The organism is Acidovorax sp. 22279 (genome assembly GCF_052045435.1).
GTDB lineage: Bacteria > Pseudomonadota > Gammaproteobacteria > Burkholderiales > Burkholderiaceae_C > Acidovorax > Acidovorax delafieldii.
The window spans coordinates 636,423-649,907 of the sequence record NZ_JBQEOV010000001.1 but is presented as its reverse complement, the minus strand read 5'-3'; the positions used below and the strand labels follow the sequence as shown (position 1 = coordinate 649,907).

Genomic DNA, 13,485 nt, shown 5'->3' with positions numbered 1-13,485 from the left:
ACCAAGCCCCACGTGAACGTGGGCACGATCGGTCACGTGGACCATGGCAAGACGACGCTGACGGCAGCTATCGCTACCGTGCTGTCCGCCAAGTTCGGCGGCGAAGCCAAGGCCTACGACCAGATCGACGCTGCGCCCGAAGAAAAGGCCCGCGGTATCACGATCAACACCGCCCACGTGGAATACGAAACGGCCAACCGCCACTACGCTCACGTGGACTGCCCCGGCCACGCCGACTATGTGAAGAACATGATCACCGGCGCTGCCCAGATGGACGGCGCTATCCTGGTCTGCTCTGCTGCTGACGGCCCCATGCCCCAGACCCGCGAGCACATCCTGCTGGCTCGCCAAGTGGGCGTGCCTTACATCATCGTGTTCCTGAACAAGTGCGACATGGTGGACGACGAAGAACTGCTGGAACTCGTCGAAATGGAAGTGCGCGAACTCCTGGACAAGTACGACTTCCCAGGCGACGACACCCCCATTATCCGTGGCTCCGCCAAGCTCGCCCTGGAAGGCGACAAGGGCAAGCTGGGTGAAGAAGCCATCATGAAGCTGGCCGAAGCCCTGGACACCTACATCCCCACGCCTGAGCGCGCTGTGGACGGTGCCTTCCTGATGCCCGTGGAAGACGTGTTCTCCATCTCCGGCCGTGGCACCGTGGTGACCGGTCGCGTGGAACGCGGCATCATCAAAGTCGGCGAAGAAATCGAAATCGTGGGTATCCGCGACACGCAAAAGACCACCTGCACCGGCGTGGAAATGTTCCGCAAGCTGCTGGACCAAGGCCAAGCTGGCGACAACGTCGGCCTGCTGCTGCGCGGTACCAAGCGCGAAGACGTGGAGCGTGGCCAAGTGCTGTGCAAGCCCGGCTCGATCAAGCCCCACACCCACTTCACGGCTGAGGTGTATGTGTTGAGCAAGGACGAAGGCGGTCGCCACACTCCTTTCTTCAACAACTACCGTCCCCAGTTCTACTTCCGCACGACCGATGTGACTGGCGCCATCGAGCTGCCAGCCGACAAGGAAATGGTCATGCCTGGTGACAATGTGTCGATCACTGTGAAGCTGATCAACCCCATCGCCATGGAAGAAGGCCTGCGCTTCGCTATCCGCGAAGGCGGTCGTACCGTGGGCGCTGGCGTCGTGGCCAAGATCATTGCTTAATCAAGCAAGATATACAGGGGTATAGCTCAATTGGCAGAGCGTCGGTCTCCAAAACCGAAGGTTGTAGGTTCGATTCCTACTGCCCCTGCCACTTGAATGTGGCCCCCAACAAGCCCGCCAGACCCTGGCGGGCTTCGGTGTCTTAAGTGATGCCGTGACTAGGAAGCAGGAAATACTCAAAGATGGCCACTTCACAGGTTGAAACTGTCAATACAGGCGCAGACAAGGCCAAGCTCGCAGCGGTAGTGGCGTTGGTCATTGCCTCCGTTGCGGGCTTTTATTTGTTGAGCAAGCAAGGCGCTGTCGTGCAGTGGGCGGCATTGATCGTCGGGCTGGTTGCGGCTGCGGCGGTGTTTTTGGTGTCGGAATCGGGGCGCCAGTTCGTCGCATTTGCCAAAGACGCATGGCGTGAAGTGAAAAAGGTGGTCTGGCCTACGCGCAAGGAAACCTTGCAGATGACGGCCTATGTGTTCGCCTTCGTGGTCATCATGGCGCTTTTTCTGTGGTTCACGGACAAGACGCTGGAGTGGGTCTTGTACGACTTGATTTTGGGTTGGAGAAAGTCATGACGACCGCTGCGGAAATCACGGGAGCACAAGCTCCTGCAGGCGCTTCTGCCTCGGCCAATCCAGACCTGCGCTGGTACATCGTCCATGCCTATTCAGGCATGGAAAAAGCGGTCGAACGCAACATTCAGGAGCGCATCGGCCGCTCTGGCATGCAAGACAAATTTGGTCGGATCTTGGTGCCGACCGAAGAAGTCGTGGAAATGAAGAACGGCCAACGCAAGACGACGGAGCGTCGCTTGTTTCCTGGCTATGTGTTCGTTGAGATGGTGATGGATGACGACACCTGGCACTTGGTGAAGCACACCAACAAGGTCACGGGTTTCGTTGGCGGCGCCAAGAACAGGCCTGCCCCCATCTCGGAAGACGAAGTGCAAAAGATCGTCAGCCAGATGCAGGAAGGCACCGACAAACCACGCCACAAGATCGAGTTCATGGTGGGCGAGTTGGTGCGCGTCAAGGAAGGTCCTTTCACGGACTTCAATGGCTCTGTCGAGGAAGTCAATTACGAAAAGAGTCGCGTGCGCGTCTCTGTGATGATTTTCGGTCGCTCGACCCCTGTGGAGCTGGAGTTCGGACAGGTCGAAAAGACATAAATCTGTCGAGCACAATCCTGACTGCCTCGGCAGTCAGGGCAAAGATTTTGGACGCCGCACTTTTCGGCTCGGTGCGGACGTCGTCACAGTGAGTCGTTAACCCGGGGAGCTGGTGGTTGCATGGTGCAACACAAGCGTTATGACCCGTCAGGAGTAAAGCATGGCGAAAAAAATCGTCGGTTTTATCAAGCTGCAAGTTCCAGCTGGTAAGGCCAATCCATCCCCACCGATCGGCCCAGCACTGGGTCAACGTGGCCTCAACATCATGGAGTTCTGCAAGGCATTCAATGCGCAGACCCAAGGTGTGGAGCCAGGTCTGCCACTGCCCGTGGTCATCACGGCGTTCGCAGACAAGAGCTTTACCTTCATCATCAAGACGCCGCCTGCGACGACTCTGATCAAGAAGGCCATCAAGCTCGAAAAGGGTTCTTCCAATGCCCTGAAGACCAAGGTTGGCAAGATCACGCGCGAACAGCTCGAAGAGATCGCCAAGACCAAGATGAAGGACATGAACGCCGCTAACGTTGACGCTGCTGTCCGTACGCTGGCTGGTTCCGCACGCTCGATGGGCGTGACGGTGGAGGGTTTGTAAATGGCCAAGTTGACGAAAAAGCAAAAGGCCCTGCAGGGCAAGGTTGACAGCACCAAGCTGTACGCTTTTGCAGACGCAGTGGCGCTCGTGAAAGAAGCTGCAACGGCCAAGTTCGATGAATCCATCGACGTGGCAGTGCAACTGGGCATCGATGCCAAGAAGTCGGACCAAGTGGTGCGTGGCGCCGTGGTGCTGCCCAATGGCACTGGCAAGACGACCCGTGTCGCTGTGTTTGCACAAGGCGCCAAGGCGGAAGAAGCCAAGGCTGCGGGTGCTGACATCGTTGGCATGGACGACTTGGCTGCCATGGTCAAGGCTGGTGACATGCCTTTCGACGTGGTGATTGCTGCCCCCGACGCTATGCGCGTTGTGGGTACGCTGGGCCAGATTCTGGGCCCTCGTGGTCTGATGCCTAACCCCAAGGTTGGCACCGTGACTCCTGACGTTGCCACGGCTGTGAAGAACGCCAAGGCTGGTCAGGTGCAATTCCGCGTGGACAAGGCCGGTATCGTGCACAGCACCATTGGCCGCCGTTCGTTCGACAACGAAAAGCTGCAAGGCAACCTGGCTGCGCTGATCGATGCACTGAACAAGGCCAAGCCAGCTTCGAGCAAGGGTCTGTACCTGCGCAAGGTCGCTGTGTCCTCCACGATGGGCGTTGGCGTCCGCGTGGATACGCAATCCATCGCAGCGTAATTGCGATTGAAATCTTCGGGCCTTTTTCAAAGGGCCTGATGTGGTGGGCTGTGGGTGGTGCAATACCTGCCTGCAGGCCATCCAAGACCGTTGGTGTGTGGCTCGCCGCACTTAATCCCCTTGCGGGGCCAACGCAGATGGCGATCCCGCTGCAGATGGAATTCGTTCCGAAACAGTTGGTCGCTGCAACAAGAGCGCGCAGGAGGGTGCAAGCCTGAGTGCGCAATTTAAGGAGTAGACCTTGAGTCTTAATCGCAGTGAGAAAGAAGCGGTCATCAGTGAAGTGACCAGCCTCGCCGCTAAAGCTCAAACGCTTGTGATCGCGGAATACCGTGGCATCACGGTCGCCGACATGACCAAACTGCGCGTTGATGCTCGCAGCAAGGGTGTGAGCCTGAGTGTTCTGAAGAACACCCTGGCCCGCCGTGCTGTGGCAGGCAGCCAGTTTGACGTGGTGGCAGACCAGATGACCGGTCCCCTGATCTATGGCTTCTCCGAAGACGCCGTAGCTGCCGCGAAAGTGGTGGCTGACTTTGCGAAGACCAACGACAAGTTGGTGATTCGCGGTGGCGCTTTCGGTGGTAAAGCCCTGGACGTCAACGGCGTGAAGCAACTGGCCAACATTCCTTCCAAGGAAGTTCTGCTGGCTCAGATTTGTGGCTTGCTTATGTCCCCCATGTCGCGTACAGCCGTTGTGCTGGGCGCACTGGCGGCGAAAAAAGGCGAAGGCGCAGCCGCACCGGCCGCCGAACCTGCAGCAGCTTGATAGCTGGGCAGTCAACCAACACAATTGTTAGGAAATCAAAATGGCATTCGATAAAGACGCATTTTTGACCGCGCTGGACAGCATGACGGTTCTGGAACTCAATGACCTGGTGAAGGCCATTGAAGAGAAGTTTGGCGTGAGCGCTGCAGCTATGGCTGCTCCTGCTGCCGCTGGTGGTGGTGCTGGCGCCGCTGCTGCTGAAGAAAAGACGGAATTCAACGTGGTGCTGACCGAAGCCGGCGCCAACAAGGTGTCCGTCATCAAGGCAGTGCGCGAAATCACCGGCCTGGGCCTCAAGGAAGCCAAGGACTTGGTGGACGGCGCTCCCAAGAACGTCAAGGAAGGCATTGCCAAGGCCGACGCCGAAGCAGCCGTCAAGAAGCTGGTGGAAGCCGGCGCCAAGGCCGAACTCAAGTAATTCGGTCTTGCTCAAGGGCTGGAGTGCTCCTCAAAGGGCCTCCAGCCTTTGGTGCTTTCAGAGAGCACCCGTAAGCCCCGTCTGCAACGAGGCTTTCGAGTGTCTTCTGACAACCCCGACAGCAGAAGACGCCTTGGTTCGGGTGATGTGCAACGCATCACCGTCCGCCATGGTTGGTAGTGGCCAACCGCCAAGCCCGTAAGGACCACGCTCCTTGCGGGTCAGTCGTCGAAGACCCAGGACTCATGTCTTTGCCCGGAGATCTCATGGCCTATTCCTACACCGAACGCAAGCGAATTCGCAAAAGTTTCGGCACCCGCGATAGCGTGCTCGAAGTTCCTTATCTGCTGCAGATGCAGAAGGACGCATACACCGCTTTCCTGCAGGCAGATACAGCACCCCAGAAAAGAACCATCGAAGGCCTTCAGGCTGCATTCGACGCTGCCTTCCCTATCGTCTCCCACAACGGTTTTGTGGAGATGAAGTTCATTGAGTACAACCTGGCAAAGCCTGCCTTCGATGTGCGTGAGTGCCAGACTCGTGGTCTGACGTTCGCCTCGGCAGTGCGCGCCAAGGTGCAACTGATCATCTATGACCGCGAGTCCTCGACGTCGCAGTCCAAGGTGGTCAAGGAAGTGAAGGAGCAAGAGGTCTACATGGGTGAAGTGCCCCTGATGACCGACAAGGGCTCGTTCATCATCAACGGCACGGAGCGCGTGATCGTGTCGCAGCTGCACCGTTCGCCAGGCGTGTTTTTCGAGCATGACAAGGGCAAGACCCACAGCTCGGGCAAGCTGCTGTTCTCGGCTCGGATCATCCCGTACCGCGGCTCCTGGCTCGACTTCGAGTTCGACCCCAAGGACATCCTGTACTTCCGCGTGGACCGTCGCCGCAAGATGCCGGTCACGATTCTGCTCAAGGCCATCGGCCTGAACCCCGAGTCCATCCTGGCGAACTTCTTCGTCAACGACAACTTCCGTCTAATGGACAGCGGTGCGCAAATGGAGTTTGTCTCCGAGCGCCTGCGTGGCGAAGTGGCACGCTTCGACATCACCGACAAGTCGGGCAAGGTGGTTGTGGCCAAGGACAAGCGCGTCACGGCCCGTCACACCCGCGAACTGGAGCAGTCTGGCACCACGCACATCAGCGTGCCAGAAGACTTCCTGATTGGCCGTGTGGTCGCTCGCAACATTGTGGACGCCGACACGGGCGAAATCATCGCCAAGGCCAATGAAGAACTGACTGAAGCGCTGCTCAAGAAGCTGCGTACTGCCGGCGTGCAAGACCTGCAGGTCATTTACACGAACGAACTGGACCAAGGCGCCTACATCTCGCAGACCCTGCGCATCGATGAAACGGTGGACGAGTTCGCTGCCCGCGTGGCCATCTACCGCATGATGCGCCCCGGCGAGCCGCCGACAGAAGACGCCGTGCAGGCCCTGTTCCAGCGCCTGTTCTACAACCCCGACACGTACGACCTGTCGCGCGTGGGGCGCATGAAGTTCAACGCCAAGATTGGCCGCGACGAATCCACCGGCCCCATGGTGCTGTCCAACGAAGACATCCTGGCCGTGGTCAAGATCCTGGTGGACCTGCGCAACGGCAACGGCGAAGTCGATGACATCGATCACTTGGGCAACCGCCGCGTGCGTTGCGTGGGCGAACTGGCCGAAAACCAGTACCGCACGGGCCTGGCACGTATCGAAAAGGCCGTGAAGGAGCGTCTGGGCCAGGCCGAGCAAGAGCCTCTGATGCCCCACGACCTGATCAACAGCAAGCCGATCTCGGCCGCCCTGAAGGAGTTCTTCGGCGCATCGCAGCTGTCACAGTTCATGGACCAGACCAACCCGCTGGCGGAAATCACGCACAAGCGCCGTGTATCTGCCCTCGGCCCAGGCGGTCTGACCCGTGAACGTGCAGGCTTCGAAGTGCGTGACGTGCACGTGACCCACTACGGTCGCGTCTGCCCTATCGAAACGCCTGAAGGTCCCAACATTGGTCTGATCAACTCGCTGGCTCTGTACGCCCGCCTGAACGAGTACGGTTTCATTGAGACCCCGTACCGTCGTGTGGTGGACGGCAAGGTGACCAACGACATCGACTACCTGTCGGCGATCGAAGAAGGCAAATACGTGATTGCGCAGGCCAATGCGCAGCTCGACAAGGACGGTCGTCTGACGGGCGAACTGGTCTCAGCCCGTGAAAAGGGTGAGTCGATTCTGTGCGGCGCAGATCGCGTGCAGTACATGGACGTGTCGCCCGCGCAGATCGTGTCGGTGGCAGCCTCGCTGGTGCCATTCCTGGAGCACGATGACGCGAACCGCGCGTTGATGGGCGCCAACATGTCGCGCCAGGCCGTGCCTGTGCTGCGTCCTGAAAAGCCTCTGGTCGGTACGGGCATTGAACGCGTGGCCGCTGTGGACTCGGGCACCGTGGTGACCGCTACACGTGGTGGTATCGTGGATTACGTGGATGCCACCCGTATCGTGGTCCGCGTGAACGACGACGAAGCCGTGGCCGGTGAAGTGGGTGTGGACATCTACAACCTCATCAAGTACCAGCGTTCCAACCAGAACACCAACATCCACCAGCGTCCCATCGTCAAGAAGGGTGACAAGCTGGTCAAGGGTGACGTCGTGGCCGACGGTGCATCGACGGACTTTGGCGAAATCGCCATCGGCCAGAACATGCTGATCGCGTTCATGCCCTGGAACGGCTACAACTTCGAAGACTCGATCCTGATCTCCGAACGCGTGGTGTCCGAAGACCGCTACACCTCGATCCACATCGAAGAGCTGGTGGTCATGGCTCGCGACACGAAGCTGGGTGCAGAAGAAATCACACGCGACATTCCGAACCTGTCGGAACAGCAACTGAACCGTCTGGACGAGTCCGGCATCATCTACGTGGGCGCCGAAGTGCAACCCGGCGACACGCTGGTCGGCAAGGTCACGCCCAAGGGCGAAACCACCCTCACGCCTGAAGAGAAGCTGCTGCGCGCCATCTTCGGCGAGAAGGCTTCCGACGTGAAGGACACGTCGCTGCGCGTGGACCAGGGGTCGTCCGGCACCGTGATCGACGTGCAGGTGTTCACCCGCGAAGGCATCCAGCGTGACAAGCGCGCCCAGCAGATCATCGACGATGAACTCAAGCGCTTCCGTCTGGACCTGAACGACCAGCTGCGCATCGTAGAGGCCGACGCCTTTGATCGTATCGAGAAGCTGCTGACCGGCCGCGTGGCCAACGGCGGCCCACAGAAGCTCGCCAAGGGCACGAAGATCGACAAGGCCTATCTGGCTTCCGTCGAGAAGTTCCACTGGTTCGACATCCGCCCTGCGGAAGACGAAGTCGCCACCCAGCTCGAATCCATCAAGAACGCGCTGGAGCAAACGCGCCACAGCTTCGACCTGGCCTTTGAAGAAAAGCGCAAGAAGCTCACGCAAGGCGACGAGCTACCTGCTGGCGTGCTCAAGATGGTCAAGGTGTACCTGGCCGTCAAGCGCCGTCTGCAGCCTGGCGACAAAATGGCCGGCCGCCACGGTAACAAGGGTGTGGTGTCCAAGATCGTTCCGGTCGAAGACATGCCCTACATGGCCGACGGCACGCCTGCCGACATCGTTCTGAACCCGCTGGGCGTGCCCTCGCGGATGAACATTGGTCAGGTGCTGGAAGTCCACCTGGGCTGGGCTGGCAAGGGCATTGGTCAGCGCATTGGCAACATGCTCCAGGAGCAGGCCAAGGCGTCCGAGCTGCGCACCTTCCTCGAAGAGGTGTACAACTCGCGCGGCCGCAAGGAAGACCTGTCGCAACTGAGCGACGACGACCTGATGGCCATGGCGGAAAACCTGACAAGTGGTGTGCCTTACGCCACCCCCGTGTTCGATGGTGCTTCGGAAGAAGAAATCAAGGACATGCTCAAGATCGCCTACCCGGACGATATTGCTGAGCGCAAGGGCCTGACACCGACCCGCACACAGGCTTATCTGTTTGATGGCCGCACGGGCGAGCGCTTTGAGCGCCCGACCACCATCGGCTACATGCACTACCTGAAGCTGCACCACTTGGTGGACGACAAGATGCACGCCCGCTCGACCGGTCCTTACTCGCTCGTCACGCAGCAGCCGCTGGGTGGTAAGGCGCAGTTCGGTGGCCAGCGTTTCGGGGAAATGGAAGTGTGGGCGCTGGAAGCTTACGGCGCCGCCTACGTGCTGCAGGAAATGCTGACCGTGAAGTCCGACGACGTCGTGGGTCGTACCAAGGTGTACGAGTCCATCGTCAAGGGCGAACACGCCATCGAAGCCGGCATGCCGGAATCGTTCAACGTGCTGGTCAAGGAAATCCGTTCGCTGGGCCTGGACATCGAGCTGGAACGCTCCTAAGCAGAAAAGGAAAGAGTCACTATGAAATCGCTACTCGACCTGTTCAAGCAATTCACGCCGGACGAGCATTTCGATGCCATCCGCATCGGCATGGCTTCGCCCGAAAAGATCCGTTCGTGGTCTTTCGGCGAAGTGAAGAAGCCCGAAACCATCAACTACCGCACATTCAAGCCCGAGCGTGACGGTCTGTTCTGCGCCAAGATTTTTGGTCCTATCAAGGACTACGAATGCCTGTGCGGCAAGTACAAGCGCCTCAAGCACCGCGGTGTGATCTGCGAGAAGTGCGGCGTTGAAGTCACGCAGACCAAGGTGCGTCGCGAGCGCATGGGCCACATTGATCTGGCCGCGCCTTGCGCTCACATCTGGTTCCTGAAGTCGCTGCCTTCGCGTCTGGGCCTGGTGCTCGACATGACGCTGCGCGACATCGAACGCGTGCTGTACTTTGAAGCGTACGTGGTGACCGACCCCGGCATGACCCCGCTGAAGAAGTTCAGCATCATGTCCGAGGACGACTACGACGCCAAGCGCAAGGAATACGGCGACGAGTTCATCGCCAAGATGGGCGCCGAAGGCATCAAGGACCTGCTGGAATCCATCGACATCGACCTGTCGATCGAACGCCTGCGCGGTGACTTGACCGGCTCCGAAGTCAAGGTCAAGAAGAACGCCAAGCGCCTGAAGGTGCTCGAAGCCTTCAAGAAGTCGGGCATCAAGCCCGAGTGGATGGTGCTCGAAGTGCTGCCCGTGCTGCCACCGGACCTGCGTCCGCTGGTGCCACTGGATGGCGGCCGCTTCGCTACGTCCGACCTGAATGACCTGTATCGCCGGGTCATCAACCGCAACTCGCGTCTGCGCCGCCTGCTGGAGCTGAAGGCCCCTGAAATCATCGCCCGCAACGAAAAGCGGATGCTGCAGGAAGCCGTCGACTCGCTGCTGGACAACGGCCGCCGTGGCAAGGCCATGACGGGCGCCAACAAGCGCGCGCTGAAGTCGCTCGCCGACATGATCAAGGGCAAGTCCGGCCGTTTCCGCCAGAACTTGCTGGGCAAGCGCGTGGACTACTCCGGTCGTTCCGTGATCACCGTGGGCCCAACGCTCAAGTTGCATCAGTGCGGTCTGCCCAAGCTGATGGCGCTGGAGCTGTTCAAGCCTTTCATCTTCTCGCGCCTCGAAGCCATGGGCATCGCGACGACGATCAAGGCCGCCAAGAAGGAAGTCGAATCCGGCACCCCCGTGGTGTGGGACATCCTGGAAGAGGTCATCAAGGAACACCCCGTGATGCTGAACCGTGCACCTACGCTGCACCGTTTGGGCATCCAGGCCTTTGAACCCATCCTGATCGAAGGCAAGGCCATCCAGCTGCACCCCCTCGTCTGCGCGGCCTTCAACGCCGACTTCGACGGTGACCAGATGGCTGTGCACGTCCCGCTGTCGGTGGAAGCACAAATGGAAGCCCGCACGCTGATGCTGGCCTCCAACAACGTGCTGTTCCCCGCCTCGGGCGAACCCTCCATCGTGCCTTCGCAGGACGTGGTGCTGGGTCTGTACTACGCCACCCGTGACCGTATCAACGGCAAGGGCGAAGGCCTGGTGTTCGCTGACACCGGCGAAGTGCAGCGTGCCCTGGACGCTGGCCAGGTCGAACTGGCTGCCAAGATCACGGTGCGGATGACCGAGTGGACCAAGGACAAGGCCACGGGCGAGTTTGTGCCCTCGACCTCGCTGGTGGAAACCACTGCAGGCCGCGCACTGCTGTCCGAGATCCTGCCCAAGGGACTGCCGTTCAGCAACATGAACAAGGCGCTGAAGAAGAAGGAAATCTCCAAGCTCATCAACGTGAGCTTCCGCAAGTGCGGGCTGAAAGAAACCGTGGTGTTTGCAGACAAGCTGCTGCAAAACGGTTTTCGCCTGGCTACGCGCGCCGGTATCTCCATTGCCATCGACGACATGCTGGTGCCTCCGCAGAAGGCCGGCATCATTGAGCGCTCCGAGAAGGAAGTCAAAGAGATCGAACAGCAGTACGTGTCCGGTCTGGTGACGTCTGGCGAGCGCTACAACAAGGTGGTGGATATCTGGGGCAAGGCCGGTGACGAAGTGTCCAAGGTGATGATGGCCCAGCTGTCCAAGCAAAAGGTCACCGACCGCCACGGCAAGGAAGTGGACCAGGAGTCTTTCAACTCCATCTACATGATGGCCGACTCCGGTGCCCGCGGCTCTGCTGCCCAGATCCGTCAGGTGGCTGGTATGCGGGGTCTGATGGCCAAGCCAGACGGCTCGATCATCGAGACGCCCATTACCGCGAACTTCCGCGAAGGTCTGAACGTGCTGGAGTACTTCATCTCCACCCACGGTGCCCGTAAGGGTCTGGCCGACACTGCGCTGAAGACGGCGAACTCCGGTTACCTCACCCGCCGTCTGGTGGACGTGACGCAAGACCTGGTTGTGACCGAAGAAGATTGCGGCACGGCCAATGGTTCGCTGATGCGCGCCATCGTCGAAGGCGGTGAAGTGATCGAATCGCTGCGCGAGCGTATCCTGGGCCGCACTGCGGCTGAGGACGTGCTGCACCCCGAGAACCGCGCGGTGCTGGTCGAAGCTGGTGTGATGCTGGACGAAGACCTGATCGAAGAGCTCGAAGCCGCTGGCGTGGACGAAGTGAAGGTGCGCACGGCCCTGACCTGCGAAACCCGCTACGGCCTGTGCGCCAAGTGCTACGGCCGCGACCTGGGCCGCGGTGGCCTGATCAACCTCGGCGAAGCCGTGGGTGTGATCGCTGCCCAGTCCATCGGCGAGCCCGGCACGCAGCTGACCATGCGTACGTTCCACATCGGCGGTGCCGCTTCGCGTGCAGCCATCGCGTCGAGCGTGGAAGCCAAGTCCAACGGCGTGATCGGCTTCAACGCCACGATGCGCTACGTGAGCAACACCAAGGGCGAGCTGGTGGTGATTGCACGTTCGGGTGAAATCATCATCCAGGACGAGCATGGCCGCGAGCGTGAGCGCCACAAGGTGCCTTACGGTGCGACGCTGACGGTGAAGGCCGACCAGCAGATCAAGGCCGGTACGATCCTGGCCAACTGGGATCCGCTGACGCGACCCATCATCACCGAGTTCGCCGGCCAGACCAAGTTCGAGAACGTCGAAGAAGGCCTGACGGTGGCCAAGCAGGTCGATGAAGTGACCGGTCTGTCCACGCTGGTGGTGATCGATCCGAAGCGCCGTGGTGCCGCCAAGGTGGTGCGTCCGCAGGTGAAGCTGATCGACGCCCAGGGCAACGAAGTGAAGATCCCTGGTACCGACCACTCGGTGACCATCGGCTTCCAGGTCGGTGCTCTGATCCAGGTGCGCGATGGCCAGGACGTGGGCCCCGGCGAAGTGCTGGCGCGTATTCCGGTCGAAGGCCAGAAGACCCGCGACATTACCGGTGGTCTGCCCCGCGTGGCCGAGCTGTTCGAAGCCCGTACACCGAAGGACAAGGGCACCCTGGCCGAAATGACCGGTACCGTGTCGTTCGGCAAGGAAACCAAGGGCAAGGTTCGCCTGCAGATCACTGACCCTGAAGGTCGCGTGTTCGAAGAGCTCGTGCCCAAGGAAAAGAACATCCTGGTGCACGAAGGCCAGGTGGTGAACAAGGGCGAATCGATTGTGGACGGCCCGGCCGACCCACAAGACATTCTGCGTTTGCTGGGTATCGAAGAACTCTCGCGCTACATCGTTGATGAAGTGCAGGACGTGTACCGCTTGCAGGGCGTGAAGATCAACGACAAGCACATCGAGGTGATCGTTCGTCAGATGCTGCGCCGCGTCGTGGTCGAGAACGTCGGCGAGTCGAACTACATTGCCGGCGAGCAGGTCGAGCGCTCCGAGATCCTCAACACCAACGAGGCACTGCAGGCCGAGGGCAAAATCCCTGCGACCTACAGCAACCTGTTGCTGGGTATCACGAAGGCATCTCTGTCCACCGACTCGTTCATCTCGGCCGCTTCCTTCCAGGAAACGACCCGTGTGCTTACCGAGGCTGCCATCATGGGCAAGCGCGACGAGTTGCGTGGCCTGAAGGAAAACGTGATCGTGGGTCGCCTGATCCCTGCCGGTACGGGTCTGGCCTACCACCAGGCACGCAAGGCCAAGGACGCGATGGACGACGCCGAGCGCCGCGCCATCGCCGAAGCCGAAGCCGCCGAAATGGCAGCTCAGTCGGACGCCTCGGATGTGGACAGTGGCAGCGTCACTGCCACCGACGCAGCGGCAGACTGATAGAAAACAGCAAGGCCTCCCTCAGGCCCTGCTGCGGTCGCCACAGCG

Annotated in this window: 9 protein-coding genes and 1 tRNA gene; all 10 read left to right on the top strand. The window is 60.0% G+C overall.

Features of this window, described 5'->3' with window-relative positions:
* On the top strand, positions 1 to 1,167 hold a 1,167-nt coding region (gene tuf / locus ACTJKQ_RS02835; protein ID WP_260669172.1), incomplete at its 5' end, for an elongation factor Tu.
* Between the two features lie 15 nt (positions 1,168 to 1,182).
* Positions 1,183 to 1,258, top strand: a tRNA-Trp gene (locus ACTJKQ_RS02830).
* Positions 1,259 to 1,349: 91 nt separating this feature from the next.
* On the top strand, positions 1,350 to 1,736 hold the full coding sequence (gene secE / locus ACTJKQ_RS02825) for a preprotein translocase subunit SecE (RefSeq protein ID WP_056641821.1): 387 nt from the start codon (positions 1,350 to 1,352) through the stop codon (positions 1,734 to 1,736).
* Positions 1,733 to 2,329: a transcription termination/antitermination protein NusG gene (nusG, locus tag ACTJKQ_RS02820; RefSeq protein WP_015012231.1), complete on the top strand. Its 597-nt coding sequence runs from the start codon at positions 1,733 to 1,735 to the stop codon at positions 2,327 to 2,329. The genes secE and nusG overlap by 4 nt, the downstream gene beginning before the upstream one ends.
* 160 nt (positions 2,330 to 2,489) lie before the next feature.
* Positions 2,490 to 2,921: a 50S ribosomal protein L11 gene (gene rplK, locus ACTJKQ_RS02815; protein WP_008907082.1), complete on the top strand. Its 432-nt coding sequence runs from the start codon at positions 2,490 to 2,492 to the stop codon at positions 2,919 to 2,921.
* Complete coding sequence (gene rplA / locus ACTJKQ_RS02810) at positions 2,922 to 3,617, top strand: 50S ribosomal protein L1 (protein WP_056059944.1); 696 nt, start codon at positions 2,922 to 2,924, stop codon at positions 3,615 to 3,617.
* A 241-nt stretch (positions 3,618 to 3,858) separates the two neighbouring features.
* A complete protein-coding gene (gene rplJ, locus ACTJKQ_RS02805; protein WP_034695835.1) occupies positions 3,859 to 4,383 on the top strand; it encodes a 50S ribosomal protein L10 in 525 nt (174 codons plus the stop codon).
* A gap of 40 nt (positions 4,384 to 4,423) precedes the next feature.
* Entirely contained in the window at positions 4,424 to 4,801 is a 378-nt protein-coding gene (rplL, locus tag ACTJKQ_RS02800) for a 50S ribosomal protein L7/L12 (protein ID WP_008907085.1), read from the top strand.
* 266 nt (positions 4,802 to 5,067) lie between these two features.
* Positions 5,068 to 9,180, top strand: a complete 4,113-nt coding sequence (rpoB, locus tag ACTJKQ_RS02795) for a DNA-directed RNA polymerase subunit beta (RefSeq protein ID WP_056745841.1) — start codon at positions 5,068 to 5,070, stop codon at positions 9,178 to 9,180.
* 21 nt (positions 9,181 to 9,201) lie between these two features.
* Positions 9,202 to 13,437 carry a DNA-directed RNA polymerase subunit beta' gene (rpoC, locus tag ACTJKQ_RS02790; RefSeq protein ID WP_056745839.1) on the top strand — a complete coding sequence of 1,412 codons (4,236 nt, stop codon included), beginning with the start codon at positions 9,202 to 9,204 and terminating at the stop codon, positions 13,435 to 13,437.
* Positions 13,438 to 13,485 lie beyond the last annotated feature (48 nt).

What these genes read in the sequence shown, in the direction of transcription:
- rpoC (WP_056745839.1), top strand. Translation starts at nt 9,202, where the DNA reads ATGAAATCGCTACTCGACCTGTTCAAGCAATTCACGCCGGACGAGCAT.
- secE (WP_056641821.1), top strand. Translation starts at nt 1,350, where the DNA reads ATGGCCACTTCACAGGTTGAAACTGTCAATACAGGCGCAGACAAGGCC.
- nusG (WP_015012231.1), top strand. Translation starts at nt 1,733, where the DNA reads ATGACGACCGCTGCGGAAATCACGGGAGCACAAGCTCCTGCAGGCGCT.
- rplL (WP_008907085.1), top strand. Translation starts at nt 4,424, where the DNA reads ATGGCATTCGATAAAGACGCATTTTTGACCGCGCTGGACAGCATGACG.
- rpoB (WP_056745841.1), top strand. Translation starts at nt 5,068, where the DNA reads ATGGCCTATTCCTACACCGAACGCAAGCGAATTCGCAAAAGTTTCGGC.
- rplA (WP_056059944.1), top strand. Translation starts at nt 2,922, where the DNA reads ATGGCCAAGTTGACGAAAAAGCAAAAGGCCCTGCAGGGCAAGGTTGAC.
- rplK (WP_008907082.1), top strand. Translation starts at nt 2,490, where the DNA reads ATGGCGAAAAAAATCGTCGGTTTTATCAAGCTGCAAGTTCCAGCTGGT.